At 45.1% G+C, this 17,117-nt stretch carries 13 protein-coding genes; all 13 read left to right on the top strand.

What is annotated here, in order from left to right; genetic code table 11:
• Positions 1-3: 3 nt before the first annotated feature.
• Positions 4-480, top strand: a complete 477-nt coding sequence (locus ACKTT1_RS08255) for a V-type ATP synthase subunit K (protein ID WP_369018847.1) — start codon at positions 4-6, stop codon at positions 478-480.
• Positions 481-494: 14 nt separating this feature from the next.
• Complete coding sequence (locus ACKTT1_RS08250) at positions 495-1,085, top strand: V-type ATP synthase subunit E (RefSeq protein ID WP_369018848.1); 591 nt, start codon at positions 495-497, stop codon at positions 1,083-1,085.
• Entirely contained in the window at positions 1,082-2,113 is a 1,032-nt protein-coding gene (locus ACKTT1_RS08245; RefSeq protein ID WP_369018849.1) for a V-type ATPase subunit, read from the top strand. Before ACKTT1_RS08250 ends, ACKTT1_RS08245 begins: the two co-directional genes overlap by 4 nt.
• Positions 2,106-2,435 carry a V-type ATP synthase subunit F gene (locus ACKTT1_RS08240; RefSeq protein WP_369018850.1) on the top strand — a complete coding sequence of 110 codons (330 nt, stop codon included), beginning with the start codon at positions 2,106-2,108 and terminating at the stop codon, positions 2,433-2,435. Before ACKTT1_RS08245 ends, ACKTT1_RS08240 begins: the two co-directional genes overlap by 8 nt.
• Positions 2,432-4,228 (top strand): V-type ATP synthase subunit A, encoded by a 1,797-nt coding sequence (locus tag ACKTT1_RS08235; RefSeq protein ID WP_412709222.1) that lies wholly within the window; start codon positions 2,432-2,434, stop codon positions 4,226-4,228. Before ACKTT1_RS08240 ends, ACKTT1_RS08235 begins: the two co-directional genes overlap by 4 nt.
• Entirely contained in the window at positions 4,221-5,615 is a 1,395-nt protein-coding gene (locus ACKTT1_RS08230; RefSeq protein ID WP_369018852.1) for a V-type ATP synthase subunit B, read from the top strand. The genes ACKTT1_RS08235 and ACKTT1_RS08230 overlap by 8 nt, the downstream gene beginning before the upstream one ends.
• A gap of 3 nt (positions 5,616-5,618) precedes the next feature.
• Complete coding sequence (locus tag ACKTT1_RS08225; protein ID WP_369018853.1) at positions 5,619-6,233, top strand: V-type ATP synthase subunit D; 615 nt, start codon at positions 5,619-5,621, stop codon at positions 6,231-6,233.
• Positions 6,234-6,968, top strand: coding sequence for a metallophosphoesterase family protein (locus tag ACKTT1_RS08220; RefSeq protein ID WP_369018854.1), 735 nt, complete (start codon positions 6,234-6,236; stop codon positions 6,966-6,968).
• Positions 6,969-7,178: 210 nt separating this feature from the next.
• Positions 7,179-10,904 carry a DNA-directed RNA polymerase subunit beta gene (gene rpoB / locus ACKTT1_RS08215; protein WP_369018855.1) on the top strand — a complete coding sequence of 1,242 codons (3,726 nt, stop codon included), beginning with the start codon at positions 7,179-7,181 and terminating at the stop codon, positions 10,902-10,904.
• Between the two features lie 25 nt (positions 10,905-10,929).
• A complete protein-coding gene (rpoC, locus tag ACKTT1_RS08210; RefSeq protein WP_369018856.1) occupies positions 10,930-15,900 on the top strand; it encodes a DNA-directed RNA polymerase subunit beta' in 4,971 nt (1,656 codons plus the stop codon).
• Positions 15,901-15,959: 59 nt separating this feature from the next.
• Positions 15,960-16,205 carry a ribosomal L7Ae/L30e/S12e/Gadd45 family protein gene (locus tag ACKTT1_RS08205; protein ID WP_369018857.1) on the top strand — a complete coding sequence of 82 codons (246 nt, stop codon included), beginning with the start codon at positions 15,960-15,962 and terminating at the stop codon, positions 16,203-16,205.
• A gap of 41 nt (positions 16,206-16,246) precedes the next feature.
• Positions 16,247-16,621: a 30S ribosomal protein S12 gene (rpsL, locus tag ACKTT1_RS08200; protein ID WP_369018858.1), complete on the top strand. Its 375-nt coding sequence runs from the start codon at positions 16,247-16,249 to the stop codon at positions 16,619-16,621.
• A gap of 17 nt (positions 16,622-16,638) precedes the next feature.
• Complete coding sequence (gene rpsG, locus ACKTT1_RS08195) at positions 16,639-17,112, top strand: 30S ribosomal protein S7 (RefSeq protein WP_369018859.1); 474 nt, start codon at positions 16,639-16,641, stop codon at positions 17,110-17,112.
• The last annotated feature ends 5 nt before the right edge of the window (positions 17,113-17,117 follow it).

The raw sequence follows: 17,117 nt of genomic DNA, 5'->3' as shown, positions 1-17,117 counted from the left end.
TCCATGCTTGTAGACGGACTGGTATTCGCACTGTTGGGTTCTGCTATGGCCATAGGGTTGGCTGGCATAGGTTCTGCAGTAGGTGTAGGCATCGCCGGAGAAGTTGGTGCTGGAGTTATGACTGAAGATCCTGGCAAGTTTGGACAAGTTCTTCTTTTGCAGGCGCTTCCAGGTACCCAGGGCATTTACGGTTTATTGGCAGGATTCTGGGTGCTTATTAAACTGGGACTTTTTGGTGGTTCGCCAGTTGCCGTTAATGCAGCGCAGGGTATGCAAATTATGTTCGCCTGCCTTCCAATAGCCATTGTGGGTCTACTTTCTGGTATATATCAGGGAAAAACTTCGGCTGCCTGTATTGGTCTAATTGCCAGAAGACCTGAGGAAACTGGTAAGGCAATCATTTTGCCTGCTATGGTAGAGACCTACGCTGTGCTTTCGCTTCTCGCTACCATTTTGCTTCTCAACTCTATTCAGGTTTAGGAGCGTGTTTTTTCATGCCTATTGAGGATATCCTACGTAAAATAGAGGAAGATGCAGAGATAAGAAAAAAATCTATTATTGAGGAAGCGCATCTTGAGGCGGAACGTAGAGTAGAGAATGCTGAAAGGGAAGTCAGGAAGAGAATGCAATTGCTCCGTGAGGAGGCAAAATCAAAGATCGAGCTTGAAAGCCAGCGCTATCTTGCTGAAGCCCGTTTGCAAGGCAAAACCTTGCTTAGTGAAGCTAAATATAGATTATTGGAAGAATTAAGGAAGGCTTTGAAAAAGGCCTTTTTTGAGAAAATCGAAGAAGTATACTCTCAATGGTGCAAGAAGCTTTTACTTGAGAATGTTCAGGAAGGCGATGAGATTTTCATGGCACCCGAAGAAGCTAATCGGCTTGGTCGTGACTTTGTTGAAGCATTGAGCACTGAAAAATCTTTGAAGCTGAGTTTTGGTGGCACAACGGAAAAGGTGGAAAGAGGTTTTCTAATTCGACGTGGTGGTTGTTTTGTAAATTTAAGTTTTGAGAGTATTATCGAGGATTTTTTGCGTCGCAATGAACAATTGGTTGCTCAATTGCTGGCTCAAGGTGTTGCTCAATGAAGACCTTTCTGCAAGTGCATCCTGAAAGAAGTAGCAAGTATGGATATTTGATAGGTAGAGTTCGGGTTCTTGAAAGGAGCCTTTTGAACTACAGAGTGCTGGATTCTATGCTTAAGGCAGAATCTTTGGAACAAGCAATCAGAGCAGTTCAGGAAGTACCTTATCTTGGGGAAAAATTCCAGGCATTGAGCTATAAATTGGAGGATCTCAATCAAGCACTTAATGAGCATCATCTTTGGGTAGTGAACGAAATAGCATCTCACAAGCTTGGTAAAGACCTGGCACAGTTTTTCGTGATGCAATTCAATTTTCTGGGTTTGAAGTTGCAGCTCAAGGCTTTTTTGGCCAGAAAAAACCTGGAAAAACCTCCAATAGGTACACTCCAATGGTCAAGGATTCTGCGTTTTATGAGTGGTGAAAGCGGAGAGTTTGTTCCAGAACCTTACCGTTTAGCCATTCAGGAAGCGATGGCTGCCTATGAAGAGCATTCTAACATCCAGGCTGTCGAGCTGGTTATGGATAGATTTTACCTGGCTGAATTGTTGAAGCTGTACAGCGAATCCAGCAGTCGGGCTATTCGTAACTGGTATCTGGCTTACGTGGTGTTGAGCCTTCTGCAGGCTGCCTTACGGTTGCGCCTCCAACAGAGAAAGCTTGATTTGGCGATGAAAATTTTTCTGGAGAACCCATTTTTGAAAAGTTCTGATTTCACGATACTGATAACTGGTTCTGCTGAAAAAGTTCTGGAAGTTTTTGCTTCTTTGGGTTTAGCTTTTCTCCTACCTGAAGAGGGTTCATACCGCGAGGATCCCGCGTTTTTAGCAGACATAGAAAGGAACATAGATAACTATCTTTTGCAACATTTAAAGCCATACCGTATTGTTGCTACTGGGCCTGAACCCATTCTCGGGTTTCTCTTTGCTAAAGCTCTGGATATCAAAAATTTACGTATTGTTTTACAAGGGAAGTACTTTGGACTGCCCGAGAATGTATTACGTCAAAAGATTCGGGAGTGCTACTATGAGTAAGGTAAAGCTTGCTTTTGTGGGTGGAGAAGAAAATACCCTCTGTTTTCGAGGCATGGGTTTTGATGTTTTTGCAGTGAAGGAAGATGCAGAGTTGCGAGAGATGCTTCAAGAGATACGAAGTGCTAATTACGCTGTTATTTTTACTGAGTGGCGTTTTTATCCAGTTTTGAAAGCTTTTTTTGAAGATTTGCGTTCTGAAGCCTTGCCAGTAATTTGCCCCATTCCTACTAAAAAGGCGGAGATTGGAAAAGGCGGGGATACTATTAGAAAACTGGTAGAACTTGCTATTGGAAGCAATATTCTGCTTCAGGGAGAGGAATGATGATGGAGTTGAAAAATCAAAAAGCGGGACGTGTATTTAGTGTTAATGGGCCAGTGGTGATTGCTGAAGACCTTCATGGAGCTAAAATGTACGACATGGTCAAAGTTGGCGAAAAGGGCCTTTTTGGAGAAATTATCGGAGTTGAAGGGAATAGGGTAACCATTCAGGTCTATGAGGAAACTGCAGGTATCCGGCCTGGAGAGCCGGTGGTGAGCACTTATGAGCCACTAAGTGTTGAACTTGGTCCGGGACTCGTGGGGTGTATCTTTGATGGAACACAACGCCCTCTGGAGCTGATACGAGAAAGCTCTGGAGACTTTATTGCTCGAGGTGTAGAACTTCCTGCTCTCAGACGGGATAGAAAGTGGGAATTTAAACCGCTGGTTAAAGAGGGTAGCGAAGTGCAACCTGGAGATATTCTTGGGGAAGTACAGGAAACTACGACCATTAAGCATCGTATTATGGTTCCTCCTGGCATCGAAGGGAGAGTTGTAGAAATAAAAGAAGGGGCGTTTACCGTTGAAGAAGTTATTGCAGTTGTTGAGGATAAAGACGGCAAAAGTCGAGAAATTAAGATGCTGCAGAGGTGGCCAGTTAGGACTCCTCGCCCTTACCGCAAAAAGTTGCCACTTGATGAGCCTCTGTTGACTGGCCAGCGGGTTATAGATACTTTCTTTCCCATCGCGAAGGGAGGAGTAGCCTGCATTCCGGGGCCCTTCGGTAGTGGTAAGACGGTGGTGCAGCATCAGCTTGCCAAGTGGTCTAACGCTGACCTGGTCGTTTTTATAGGTTGCGGCGAACGGGGTAACGAAATGACAGACGTTCTGATGGAGTTTCCCGAACTCATTGACCCCTACACCGGCGAACCCCTTATGAAAAGAACAGTTTTAATAGCTAATACTTCTAACATGCCGGTTGCAGCGCGAGAGGCTTCAGTGTATACAGGGATAACCATTGCTGAATACTATCGGGATATGGGGTATAGCGTTGCTCTGATGGCTGACTCCACGTCACGTTGGGCTGAAGCAATGCGTGAGATTTCCGGCCGCCTCGAGGAAATGCCTGGTGAAGAAGGTTTCCCGGCCTATTTAGGTACAAGAATCGCCAGCTTTTATGAGCGGGCAGGTAAAGTTCAATGTTTGGGTAGCGAGGGCCGTTCTGGCTCTTTAAGCGTTATTGGTGCCGTTTCTCCTCCGGGAGGAGACCTTTCTGAGCCGGTTACCCAAAATACTTTGCGAGTGGTGCAGGTCTTCTGGGGACTTGAAGACCGTCTGGCGTATCGTCGTCATTTCCCGGCCATTAACTGGTTGATTAGTTATTCTCTTTATTTGCAGCACCTTGAAGAGTACTGGAAAAGAGAAGTAGCTGCTGACTTTTCGAGCAAGCGGGCGGAAGCCATGCGGATTTTGCAGCAGGAAGCCGAGCTGGAAGAAATCGTGCGTCTGGTTGGTGTGGAATCGCTGTCCTCGCGGGAAAGATTTATTCTTGAAATAGCACGCTCCATTCGCGAGGACTTTCTCCAGCAAAATGCTTTTCAGGAAATCGATACCTATACTTCGTTGAAGAAGCAGTACCTCATGTTGAGTACCATTTTAGTTTATTATCAAGAAGGGATGCAGGCAATTGAGCAGGGACTGCCATTGAAAGAACTGCTGGCTATCCCAGCTCGTGAGAGAATTGGAAGAATGAAATATGTTCCTGAAGAGGAGCTGGAAAAAATAGAACAACTTGCCGAGGAAATCCGGAATCAAATTCGAGAAAAACTGCGGGGCGAGGTTGAAAGCAATGTATAAAGAGTTTACCACTGTTTCCGAAATTCATGGGCCTTTGCTGGTGGTTGAGGAAGTTCAGGATGCTCGTTACATGGAAATTGTGGAGATAGAGCTTCAAGATGGTTCCCTCAAGAGAGGTCAGGTTTTAATGACCAGTGCGGGTAGAGCGCTGGTGCAGGTTTTTGAGGGAACGGAGGGCATTGGGGTTGGCCAAACCAGGGTACGTTTCCTGGGGAGGATTATGGAGTTACCAGTTTCCGGGGATATTTTGGGTAGAATATTCAGCGGTTCTGGTGTTCCTATAGATGGTGGTCCTCCGATAGTTCCCGATGCCCGGATGGACATTAATGGTAATCCCATCAATCCAGTAGCGCGCGATTATCCCATCGATTTTATCCAGACTGGTATTTCTGCCATTGATGGTCTTAATACCCTGGTCAGGGGCCAGAAACTACCAATATTTTCTGGGTCAGGGCTACCTCATGCTCGTCTTGCGGCACAGATAGCTCGACAGGCAAAAGTGCTGGGAGAAGAAGAAAAGTTTGCCGTGGTATTTGGAGCTTTGGGTATCACCTTTGAGGAGGCGAATTATTTCATATCTGAGCTGAGAAACACGGGTGCCATAGAACGCTCGGTGCTTTTTGTAAACCTGGCTAACGACCCCGCTATAGAAAGGATAATCACCCCCCGAATGGCTTTGACTGCTGCCGAGTTTCTGGCCTTTGAAATGGACATGCAGGTTTTGGTTGTGCTTACTGACATGACTAACTATTGTGAAGCATTGCGCGAAGTTTCGGCAGCACGAAGAGAGGTACCTGGCCGTAGAGGCTATCCAGGCTATCTTTACACCGACCTTGCTACCATGTATGAACGGGCTGGAAGAATAAGGGGTAAAAAGGGTTCTATTACCCAAATTCCGATTTTGACCATGCCCGAAGATGATAAAACGCATCCTATACCTGACCTTACTGGATACATTACCGAAGGGCAAATCATTCTTAGCAGGCAACTTCACCGTAGGGGTATTTATCCGCCCATTGATGTTTTACCCTCTCTTTCTCGCTTGCGAGACAAAGGCATCGGTGTTGGTAAGACCCGGGAAGACCATGCGGATGTGGCCAACCAGTTGTTTGCTGCCTATGCCAGAGGTAGAGAGGCTGCGGAATTGGCAGCGATTCTTGGAGAAAGCTCGCTTACCGACTTGGACCGTTTGTATATGAAATTTGCGGATGCTTTTGAGGACCGTTTTGTTCGACAGGGGGAATACGAGAACAGAAGCATAGAACAGACTCTTGAGATTGGATGGGATCTCCTGCGGATGCTTCCAAGGGAGGAATTGAAGCGTATCAGAGATGCCTATCTTGACAAGTTTTATGGAAAGAAAGTTTCTGAGAGCGAAGGTGCATAATCGATGCGCTTGAATGTAAATCCGAACCGCATGGAATTGATGAAGTTGAGAAATAGACTTTCCATGGCGCGCAGGGGCCATAAGCTGTTGAAAGATAAACTGGAAGCCTTGATTCAGGATTTTGTGAAAATAGTTAGGGAAAACAGCACCCTCCGCCAACAGATTGAAGCAGAGATTGTGAAAGCTTTCGAGGCACAAAACAAAGCTGCTTTGATGCTTCGTTCTGAGGATAAGGAGCTCATCACTGTTTTTCCCCAGCAGAGACTGGAGCTGGAGATGGAAGTGCGCTTTATAACTGGAGTGAGAGTTCCGCATTTTGAGGTGCGTGTGGAGGGCGACCCCTACACTTACAGCGTGATTCACACTCCAGCCGAGGTTGATGAAGCCTTTGGTTCCTTCTTCAAGGTTCTGCCTTTGATGATTCGCCTTGCGGAAGCTGAAAAGGCTATTGAGCTCCTGGCTGTTGAAATAGAGAAAACCCGGAGGCGAGTTAACGCTCTGGAATATGTGTTAATTCCCAATTTGGAGGAAACGATTAAGTATATAACTCTCAAGCTTGATGAGCTGGCTCGCTCCTCCCTGACCAGTATTATGAGGATAAAAGGGTCGTTGCGTTAGTTGCGCATAGCGATACTTGCTGATATTCATGGAAATTTTGATGCGCTGCTGGCCATAGCCAGGTTTTTTGAAGATGTTGATGCGGTATATGTTCTAGGAGATGTTATTGGCTATGGCCCACAACCTGCTGAGTGTTTAAATTGGCTTGTGGAAAGAAAAGCAAAAATACTGATGGGCAACCACGAAGCCGCCTGCACGGGTGTTCTTTCTCTTGAGTGGTTTAACCCTGTTGCGTATGAAGCACTCCTCTGGACCAGAAAAGTTCTGCCCACTAAGGCTTTGGAATTGATACAATCCTTCCCACTTCGTGAAGTTCTGACAGAAGCAGTCCTGGGGGTTCATGGCACACTCAGTGACCCGCTTGAAGAATACCTCACCGATTATCGGCAGGCATTGAGAGATTTCAAACGTTTCTCGTTCAAGGTCTGCTTTTTTGCTCACACCCACGTTGCCGAAGGTTATATTTGGAGTGGAGAGCAAGGAGTAGTTCGTAAGTTTTCCATGAAGGAAGGAGGGGTAATCGTTCTGGAAAAAGACAAGAGGTACTTTGTGAATTGTGGTAGCGTGGGACAACCACGTGATGGCAATCCCAGAGCCTGCTTTGCAGTACTTGATACTCAAGAAGGGAAAATTTACGTAAGGCGAGTGGATTATCCTGTCGAGGAAACCGCTTCAAAAATTCTGGAGGCTGGGCTTCCTGCTGTTCTTGCTATGCGTCTTTTTCAGGGAAGATAAATATTTGGTATTTTTTAGTTCCAAAAAATTTTTAAAAATTTGTTGACACTCATTGACAAATCTTCTATAATAAGCCCTTGCTTGTTCTGGTGCTGTGAAAAATGGGGAGTGTTGGGATTTTCTTCTTTAAAAGATTCCGTTAAGTTCTTATTTTAATCTTGCATGGCGTATACCCGATTTAAGCCTAATCCCTCAAAGGTGGTGTAATGGGTGAGCACAAAATATATCGATAGGCAAAGCTTTGCCAAGCTTCCCTCTTCTTTTCCTTTGCCTGACTTTGTAGAGATTCAGAAGGAATCTTTTCGGTGGTTTTTGCAAAAAGACGTGCCCCCAGAGCAAAGGAAAAAGCAGGGTTTACACGAGGTCTTTATGGAAATTTTTCCAGTCCAGGACTTCACAGGTAATCTGGTTCTTGAATACCTGGGTTACCGTGTGGAGGAGCCCCCTTATTCAGTAAGGGAGTGTAAGGAACGAGGTAGGACTTATGCTTCTCCTTTGTATGTGAGAATTCGCCTTATTGACCGTAGGACTGGCGAAATCAAAGAGCAAGACGTATACATGGGAGACCTTCCCATCATGACAGAACGGGGAACTTTTGTTGTTAACGGGGCTGAAAGAGTTGTGGTAACTCAGTTGATACGTTCCCCGGGCATGTTTTTCTCTAAGGAGATAACCCAAACTGGCAAGGTAGAATATGGTTTTAAAATTATCCCTAACCGTGGTGCTTGGTTAGAGTTTGGTGTTGACCCTGGAGACATAATTTTTGTCAGGGTTGATAAACGCCGAAAGATAAACGCTGTTACCTTGGTGCGGGCACTTGGCTTTAGTGATGACGAAGAAATTCTCGCTCTTTTTGACTATCATCCTTTTATTCGCAGAACTCTGGAGAGGGATAGCACCGAAAATACCAAAGAAGCAGTTGTAGATATTTTCAGGAGATTGCGGCCCAGTGAGCCACCTACTGAGGAAAATACGCGCAACTTTATAAAATATCTGTTTTTTGATCCTCGTCACTATGATTTGGGAGAAGTAGGAAGATACAAAATCAATAATAAGCTGAAACTTGAAGAACGACTGGTTGGAGTTGAAGAGTTAGCAGTGGCGGAAGATGTAATTCTGGACCTTGAGGAACACAAGGTTATTCGGGATTTTAATCTCATTGCTGACGCTTATGATAAGGAGCGTTTTCAAGTCGTAGCTCGGGTGGGTGACCGTGTAGATCGGGAGCTCGCCCAGAAGCTGGAGAAGCTTAACCTTGAATACCCCATTGAGTATGTAAAAATTTTCAACGAAGAAGGTTTGCCAGTTAAAGTCTATATAGAGCGGGATTTTACTGAAGAAACGCTTTCTGAAGAGCTTGAAGGCAGAATACTTAGCAAAGACGTCATTGATATGGAAACGGGGGAAGTCTTCTTAAAAGCCGGAGAGGAACTCACCATAGAAAGCATTCATTATCTTATGCGAGCTGGAGTGGAAAAGGTTGTAGTGAAGAAAGGTAGGACACTTACTCCTCAGGACGTAGTAGGTGGCTTAAGATATCTGCTTAACCTTATAGACGGCATAGGATACGACGATGACATTGACCATCTGGGCAACCGGCGAGCCCGTCCAGTGGGAGAGCTTTTACAAAACCAGTTCCGCACTGGCTTGTTGAGGGTTGAAAAGGTTATTCGGGAGAGAATGACTATACAGACTGATTCTGAATCAATCACTCCTCAAAGCCTTATCAACATTCGCCCTGTGGTTGCTGCCATCCGGGAATTCTTTGGTAGTAACCCCTTATCCCAGTTTATGGACCAGGTAAACCCACTTTCCGAGCTAACTCATAAAAGGAGATTGAGCGCGCTTGGACCGGGTGGATTACAGCGAGACCGTGCGGGCTTTGAAGTTAGAGACGTGCATTATACTCACTATGGCAGAATGTGTCCCATTGAAACTCCTGAAGGACCCAACATTGGGTTGATTTCTTCTCTTTGTGTTTATGCTAAGGTCAACGAATTCGGTTTTCTGGAAACTCCTTATCGACGTGTGGTCAATGGTAAGGTTACTGATGAAGTGGTATATCTTTCTGCCGACGAGGAAGACAGGTATCATATTGCGCCTTGTGATGTGGAAGTCGATGCTGAGGGTCGTATTGTTGGGGAAAAAGCTGTGGTTCGCTTTCGGGGTAAAATTGTAGAAGTTCCTCGTGAGAAGGTTGAGTTTATGGATGTTTCGCCGCAGCAGATTATTAGTGCTTCAGCCTCCTTGATTCCTTTTCTGGAACACAACGATGCAAACCGAGCCTTAATGGGCACTAACATGCAGCGTCAGGCAGTTCCTCTTCTCAGAACTCAGCCTCCTTATGTTGGTACTGGTATGGAGTACAAAGTTGCCCAGGATTCAGGTGCTACAGTTGTGGCTCGCAACAGCGGCATAGTTAGAAAAGTGGATGCTTCAAAGATAGAAATAGAAACAGATTCAGGTTTGATGGACGTTTACTGGTTGGATAAATTTCAACGTTCCAATCAAAGCACCTGCATTAATCACAAGCCTTTGGTTCGAGTTGGTGACCGGGTGGAGGTAGGTCAGATAATTGCTGATGGTCCATGTACTTCAATGGGTGAAATTTCCCTGGGCAGAAATGTTTTGGTGGCTTTTATGCCCTGGGAAGGAGAAAACTTTGAAGACGCGATATTGATTAGTGAACGCTTGGTTAAGGAAGACATTTTTACTTCTATTCACATTGAAGAGTATGAAGTGGAAGCACGTGACACCAAACTGGGTCCTGAGGAAATCACCAGGGATATACCTAACTTGGGAGAAGAAGCGTTAAAAGATCTTGATGAAGAGGGAATTATCCGCATTGGAGCTAATGTCAAGCCGGGCGATATTCTGGTTGGTAAAGTTACGCCCAAAGGAGAGACAGAACTAACTCCCGAAGAGCGTTTGTTGCGAGCTATTTTTGGCGAGAAAGCACGTGAAGTTCGCGACACTTCTTTGAGGGTTCCGCATGGAGAATATGGCAAGGTGATAGATGTTAAGGTGTTCTCTCGGGAAGCGGGAGACGAGCTGGCTCCTGGGGTCAATAAACTGGTTAAGGTTTATGTTGCTCAAAAGCGAAAAATCACTGTGGGAGATAAAATGGCTGGAAGACACGGCAACAAAGGGGTCATTGCTCGCATTCTTCCTGAAGAGGACATGCCCTTCTTACCTGACGGGACGCCGGTGGATATAGTGTTAAATCCGCTTGGTGTGCCTTCGCGAATGAATATTGGTCAAATTCTGGAGACCCATCTGGGCTGGATTGCCAATCGGGAGAGAAAGTTTGTTGCCAGTCCTCCTTTTGATGGGGCCAAGGAGTGGGAAATTCTGGAAGCCCTGAATCAAAGCAAGGCTGTGACCAATACACCTCAGGAGCATTTGTTTGATACCAGAATTTCTCCCGATCTGGAAATCCTTCCTTATGCTAAAATTACCCTTTTTGATGGCAGAACTGGAGAACCCTTTGATAACGAAGTTACCGTTGGATATATATATATGATGAAACTTGCTCATTTAGTGGAAACCAAAATTCATGCTCGTTCTACGGGTCCTTATTCGCTGGTTACCCAGCAACCGCTGGGTGGGAAAGCGCAGTTTGGAGGACAGCGCTTTGGAGAAATGGAGGTGTGGGCTCTTGAGGGTTATGGAGCTGCTTATACCCTTCAAGAGATGCTTACCGTTAAGTCTGACGATATCATGGGAAGAGTCAAAGCCTACGAGGCTATTGTGAAGGGGCAGAACGTGCTCAAGCCTTCGGTGCCTGAATCATTTAAGGTTTTGGTCAAAGAACTGCAAAGTCTGGCTCTGGACGTGCGAGTTTATGATTCCAAAAAAAGAGAAATCTCTCTTGAAGAAATAGAAAATTCTGATGAGGATGCCCCTGCTCTGGGGGCAAATCTAAAATCTAAGTAAAAAGTGAACAAAGGAGGAAACTTTCTTGATAGACGTTAATGACCTGGGTGCGGTGAAAATTGCTCTGGCTTCTCCAGAGCAAATCCGTAAGTGGTCTCATGGAGAGGTTAAAAAACCGGAAACCATAAACTATCGAACTCTTAAGCCAGAAAAAGATGGTCTTTTCTGTGAAAAAATTTTTGGACCCACCAAGGACTGGGAATGCTATTGCGGTAAATACAAAAGAATTCGCAACAAAGGTGTAGTCTGTGATCGCTGTGGTGTTGAAATTACTCGTTCAGTGGTGCGCAGGGAACGCCTGGGGCACATTGAACTGGCGGCTCCGGTTTCACACATCTGGTATTTTAAGAGTATTCCCAGTAAAATGGCTTTGCTTCTGGGTATTTTGCCCAAAAACCTGGAAAAGGTACTTTACTTTGCCTCAGGCAGAAAGACGGAGGATTGCTATAAAGTTATCAATCCCGGTTCTACCGACTTGAAAGAGGAGCAGATTATTCGCAAGACCGAGTACGACATTTACCGCAAGTACGATTTTGATTTTGTTGCTGAGCCTGCTTACAGAATCACCGAGGTTCACGAATTGCCATTTTCAGTAGGCGACCGCCTCAACCTTAAAGAGTACACTCGTTACCGTTCCAAGTATAAGAATAGTTTTTCGGTAGAGGAGATAGATGAAGAGCATTTTGAAGTAGTTGACGTAAGAGCTTTTCCTTACCAAAGAGATGAAGTCCTTTCTGAATCCGAAGTGCAAAAGCTCAGGGAAACCTTTGGTAATCTTTTTGAAGAGACACCCCTTACTGATACAGTTGAGGAACCCTGTTATATCATCATTGACCCAGGTAAAACGGGTCTCAAAAAGGCTCAAATGATTTTGGAAACTGAAGCTAAGTTGCTTTCGAAATATGACCCTGATTTTAAAGCTGGAGTGGGAGCTGAAGCAGTCCGAGAAATTTTGAAGAGCATAGATGTTCATCAATTGGCGAGAGAACTGCGCAAGGAACTTAAAGAAGCTTCAGGGCAGAAAGCCAAGAAAATCATTAAGAGACTGGAAGTTGTTGAGGCTTTCTGTAAGTCGGGTAACAAGCCAGAATGGATGATTCTCGAAGTTATACCCGTTCTACCTCCAGATCTCCGGCCCATGGTACAGCTTGATGGTGGTCGCTTTGCCACTTCGGACCTCAATGACCTTTATCGTCGGGTGATTAACCGCAATAATCGCTTAAAGCGATTACTGCAGTTGGGGGCTCCAGAGATCATTATCAAAAACGAAAAGAGAATGCTCCAGGAAGCAGTTGATGCTCTTTTTGATAATGGACGCCGAGGGAGAGCGGTTCTGGGCACAGGGAATCGACCGCTTAAATCCTTAAGCGATATGCTTAGGGGTAAAAAAGGTCGTTTTCGCCAAAACCTTCTGGGTAAGCGTGTGGACTATTCCGGACGCTCAGTAATTGTTTCTGGACCGCGTTTGCGATTTGACCAGTGCGGTCTTCCCAAGAAGATGGCCCTGGAACTTTTCAAGCCCTTTGTGATGAAAAAACTGGTGGACAAGGGTTATGCTCATAATATAAAGAGTGCCAAGCGCATGGTTGACAAAGCCAGGGATGAAGTTTGGGAAGCTCTGGAAGAGGTTATCGCAGAACACCCGGTACTGCTTAACCGTGCTCCTACTTTGCATCGTTTGAGTATTCAGGCCTTCCAGCCAGTCCTGGTGGAGGGCAATGCTATTCAATTGCATCCTTTGGTTTGTCCTCCCTTTAATGCAGACTTTGACGGAGACCAGATGGCGGTCCATGTACCTCTTTCTCTTGAGGCTCAGGCTGAGGCCCAGATAATTATGCTTTCTTCGCATAATATCCTTTCACCTGCTAACGGTAATCCGGTAGCGGTACCTGGGCAGGATATGGTTCTGGGTTGTTACTACATGACTTTGTTGAGTTCAAAGAACTATGAGAAGAAAAAAGCGTTTTTAACCATTGACGATGCCTTACTTGCTTATGATTTTGGGAAAGTGGACCTTCATGAACCCATCAGGATTAAAGAAGTCACCCAGAAGCATCCGGAGGTAGAGTTTACCACTGTAGGTAGAGTCATTTTTAATCAGTTATTACCCGAAGGGATGCCTTACTATAATGAACCAGTAACCAAAAAGAAGCTTTTAGAGATAATTAGTCTTTGTTACCGGAAATTTGGCAATCAGGTTACGGTAGAAATGTTAGACCGCATTAAGGAAACCGGCTTTCACTATGCCACTCGTTCTGGTTCAACTATTGGAGTGCTGGACCTTGAAGTACCTTCTCAGAAAGCCGAGATTATCGAAGAGGCAACGAGAAAAGTAGCAGAAATCAACGAACACTATAGTGAGGGTTTAATTACTTCAGAAGAAAGAGAGCAGAAGGTTATTGATGTTTGGACTGAAGCTTCAAACAAGATTGCCGATGCCATACTTCGCAATCTGGATGATTTCAACCCTGTTAACATGATGGCTACCTCAGGAGCCAGAGGCAGCATCCGCCAGGTTAGTCAGCTTGCGGGAATGCGAGGTCTCATGGCAGATCCCTCTGGTAGAATTATTGACTATCCCATCAAGGCTAACTTCCGGGAAGGCTTGAGTGTTCTCGAGTACTTTATTTCCACCCATGGCGCAAGGAAAGGACTTGCTGATACTGCCTTGAGAACTGCAAAATCTGGTTACTTAACCCGTCGCTTGGTCGATGTAGCTCAAGATGTTATCGTCAGAGAGTACGACTGTGGTGTGGATGATGGTATCCTGGTCACAGATCTGTTGGATGAAAATAAAAACGTGGTTGAGTCTTTTGAAGAGCGCGTTCTGGGAAGAACAGCATTGCGAGATATTCAAGACCCTGAGAACGGAGAGATCATTGTCAGAGCTGGTGAAGAAATCAATGAAGATGCCATTGCCAGAATGAAAGAGAAGGGCATCAGAGAAGCTTGGGTACGTTCGGTTCTTACCTGTAAAACTCGCTATGGCGTTTGCGCTAAGTGTTATGGCCGTAATTTGGCTACCGGTAAGCTGGTGGACCTGGGTGAAGCGGTGGGTATTGTTGCGGCACAGTCGATTGGAGAACCAGGTACTCAGCTCACTATGCGTACCTTCCACACTGGTGGTGTGCGAATAGCTGGAGAAGATATTACACAGGGTTTGCCAAGAGTGGAACAGCTTTTTGAAGTTCGTAAACCCAAAAAGGCGGCAGTACTCTCTGATGTGGATGGAGTGGTTGAAAAGATCGAGATCGTAGGCAACAGAAAGAAAATATACGTGAAACCCCTTGAAGACGAAGAAGACCAAACGATTAGGACTTACCTGGTACCTCACGATGTAAGAGTATGTGTGACTGAGGGTGATGAAGTAAAGGCTGGGGATCGACTCACTTTTGGACCCATTAATCCCCGAGATATTCTCAGGATAAAAGGTATTCGTGAGGTACAGAGGTATCTGGTAGAGGAAATCCAGTCAGTTTACCTTTCCCAAGGAGTCAATATTAACGATAAACATATTGAGGTCATAGTACGTCAGATAGCTCGCCTTAACAAGGTCAAGGTTGAGGACGCAGGTGATACTGAGCTCCTTTCTGGAGAATTGGTGCATATTGAGGATTTTGAGAGAGAGAATAACCGAATTCGAGAGGAGAACCGTTTGCTTCTTGAAGAAGCGGAACGGCTTTTTGAAGACTTAACTTTGCACGAGGATGTTTTCGATTTTTCCGATCAGCTTGTGGTGAAAAAAGATCAAGAACTTAACGGAGATGCTCTTGAAAAAATACTTTCTGTGGAATGCAAACCCTTTTCGGTCGAGACGAAAGATGGGACTCTGGCAAAGGTCATCAGAGGCTATCGCAGCCTTAGAGCAGAGTTAAGAGGTAAAGTTTGCTTTGAAGAGCTTAAAGACCGAGAGGGAAAAACCGTTGTCAAGGCTGGTGAAGAGATTAACGAAGCAATAATTGATAAAATCGCTGAAATGGGGCCTGTTTTTCTGAAAATAAGGGAAAAGGAAATATGGAAACGTTTGCGTGGCGCAATTCTTGCTGAAGATGTTAAAGATCCCCAGTCTGGAGAGGTGCTTATCCCTGCTGATACCAAATTGGAAGATCACCATCTCGATTTGTTGCAGGATCATGAAATTGAAAAAGTAGTGGTGTGGAAGAACGTTCGCTTTTTCCCAATTAAGGATAATCTGATTCGGATTGTCAGAGACGAAATCCTTGGTCAGGAAGTGGCTCAAGATATAGTCAGCCCCAGAACTGGAGAATTAATTGTTCAGGCTGGACAAACCATAAGTCGTAGCATTGCGCGTAGATTGGTAGCTGAGGGCGTGAAGGAAATACCTCTAGTTGATGGTAAGTTCTTCTCCATCGAAGGAAGACTCAGCGAATTGCTTGAAAAAGAAGTGGCTGGGAAAGTAGCAGCTCAGGATATTATCATGGGTAGCAACGGTGAAGTTCTGGTTAAAGCAGGGCAGGTTATAGACAGGGAAACGGCGCTCCGTATTGCTGAAGATAACGTGGAAGTGATTTTCCTTCGAGAAGTGGAAGGGGAGAAGGAAACCCGGGCGCTTATTCAGGAGTTTATATATCTTCCCTCTTTAAAACAAGTTGCTACTGGAGGTCCTGTGGTTCTGGGCATAACGAAAGCTTCGTTAGCCGTGGAAAGTTTCCTGTCAGCAGCTTCTTTCCAGCAAACTACTCATGTTCTGGCTGATTCTGCCATAAAAGGAAAAGTAGACGAGTTGGTGGGCCTGAAAGAAAATGTAATCATCGGCAAAATCATTCCAGCGGGTACTGGTTTTGAGAAGTACCGAAAGTTGAGACTCTCCACAGAAGATGTTTCCAAAGAGCAGTCGGTTTTGCCAGAGAGTGAAGAGTTGATTGACTGGAAAGAACTTATGGGAGCAGAAGAAAGAGCGATGGAAGAGATGGATGAAGAAGATTCTCTGGAAGAAGGAATTTTCGATGCTGATGAGGAAGAAGATGCTGAATAATATTGACAGGCTGAATAAATGTTGTTAAAATTGCTCCGTTGCTCTGGAGGAGAGTTTAAATGGCTCTGCAGGAACTCTGGAGTTCAGATAAAGTGGTTGGAATGCGGCAAACTTTGAAGGCTCTTCAAAGGGATAAAGTGTCGAAAGTTTTTGTTGCCAGTGACGTAGATAGTGAAATCCTGGAGGAAGTTATATCTTTGGCGAGAGAAAAAGACATACCTTTGGAGTATGTTGATAGTGCAGAAGAGTTAGGCAAGGCTTGTGGTATTGAGGTTGGCGCTTCTTGTGCCGCCATTTTGAGATAAAAATGTAGAGCCAAAAGTATCTAAGATAAGGGAGGATGGAGATGCCTACCATTAATCAATTGGTGAGAGTAGGAAGAAAAAAACCTAAAAAGAAAAGCAGTGCTCCGGCTCTTAAGGGTTCTCCCCAGAAAAGGGGAGTATGCACTCGAGTTTGGACTATTACCCCTAAAAAACCTAATTCGGCATTGCGTAAGGTTGCCAGGGTTCGATTGACCAATGGTATTGAGGTAACTGCCTACATACCTGGTATAGGCCACAACCTACAGGAGCATTCCATTGTACTTATTCGCGGTGGAAGAGTTAAAGACCTTCCCGGAGTACGCTATCACATTATTCGAGGGGCTCTTGATGCTGCGGGAGTTGAAAATAGAAAACAGGCACGTTCCAAATACGGTGCCAAAAGACCTAAATCCTGAAGAAGGAGTGAGTGGGTTTGCCACGGAAAGGACCTGTTCCTAAAAGAGAAATACCGCCTGATCCAGTTTACAACAGTGTGGATGTGGCGCGTCTTATTAACAAGGTAATGAAGGATGGGAAGAAAAGCATAGCGGAAAAAATAGTTTATGGAGCTTTTGAAATTATTAGAGAAAAGACAAAACGCGACCCCTTGGAAGTATACTACCAGGCACTGGAGAATGTTATGCCACTTGTGGAGGTTCGTCCTCGTAGGGTTGGTGGCGCTAACTATCAAGTACCTATTGAGGTACGTCCTGAAAGAAGCAAAAGTCTTGGTATTCGCTGGCTGGTAAATGCAAGCAGAGAACGAGCAGGGAGAAATATGATTGAAAAGCTGGCGAATGAAATTATTGATGCAGCCAACGGTACTGGCGGTGCTTGTAAGAAGCGGGAAGATACTCACCGCATGGCTGAAGCCAACAAGGCTTTTGCTCATTATAGATGGTTTTAAAAACT

It is taken from the genome of Atrimonas thermophila (assembly GCF_045864955.1).
Lineage (GTDB): Bacteria > Atribacterota > Atribacteria > Atribacterales > Thermatribacteraceae > Thermatribacter > Thermatribacter velox.
This window is presented reverse-complemented; position numbering and strand designations above follow the sequence as displayed.

What these genes read in the sequence shown, in the direction of transcription:
- ACKTT1_RS08205 (WP_369018857.1), top strand. Translation starts at nt 15,960, where the DNA reads ATGGCTCTGCAGGAACTCTGGAGTTCAGATAAAGTGGTTGGAATGCGG.
- ACKTT1_RS08255 (WP_369018847.1), top strand. Translation starts at nt 4, where the DNA reads ATGCTTGTAGACGGACTGGTATTCGCACTGTTGGGTTCTGCTATGGCC.
- ACKTT1_RS08235 (WP_412709222.1), top strand. Translation starts at nt 2,432, where the DNA reads ATGATGATGGAGTTGAAAAATCAAAAAGCGGGACGTGTATTTAGTGTT.
- ACKTT1_RS08245 (WP_369018849.1), top strand. Translation starts at nt 1,082, where the DNA reads ATGAAGACCTTTCTGCAAGTGCATCCTGAAAGAAGTAGCAAGTATGGA.
- ACKTT1_RS08230 (WP_369018852.1), top strand. Translation starts at nt 4,221, where the DNA reads ATGTATAAAGAGTTTACCACTGTTTCCGAAATTCATGGGCCTTTGCTG.
- ACKTT1_RS08250 (WP_369018848.1), top strand. Translation starts at nt 495, where the DNA reads ATGCCTATTGAGGATATCCTACGTAAAATAGAGGAAGATGCAGAGATA.
- ACKTT1_RS08225 (WP_369018853.1), top strand. Translation starts at nt 5,619, where the DNA reads ATGCGCTTGAATGTAAATCCGAACCGCATGGAATTGATGAAGTTGAGA.
- ACKTT1_RS08240 (WP_369018850.1), top strand. Translation starts at nt 2,106, where the DNA reads ATGAGTAAGGTAAAGCTTGCTTTTGTGGGTGGAGAAGAAAATACCCTC.
- rpsL (WP_369018858.1), top strand. Translation starts at nt 16,247, where the DNA reads ATGCCTACCATTAATCAATTGGTGAGAGTAGGAAGAAAAAAACCTAAA.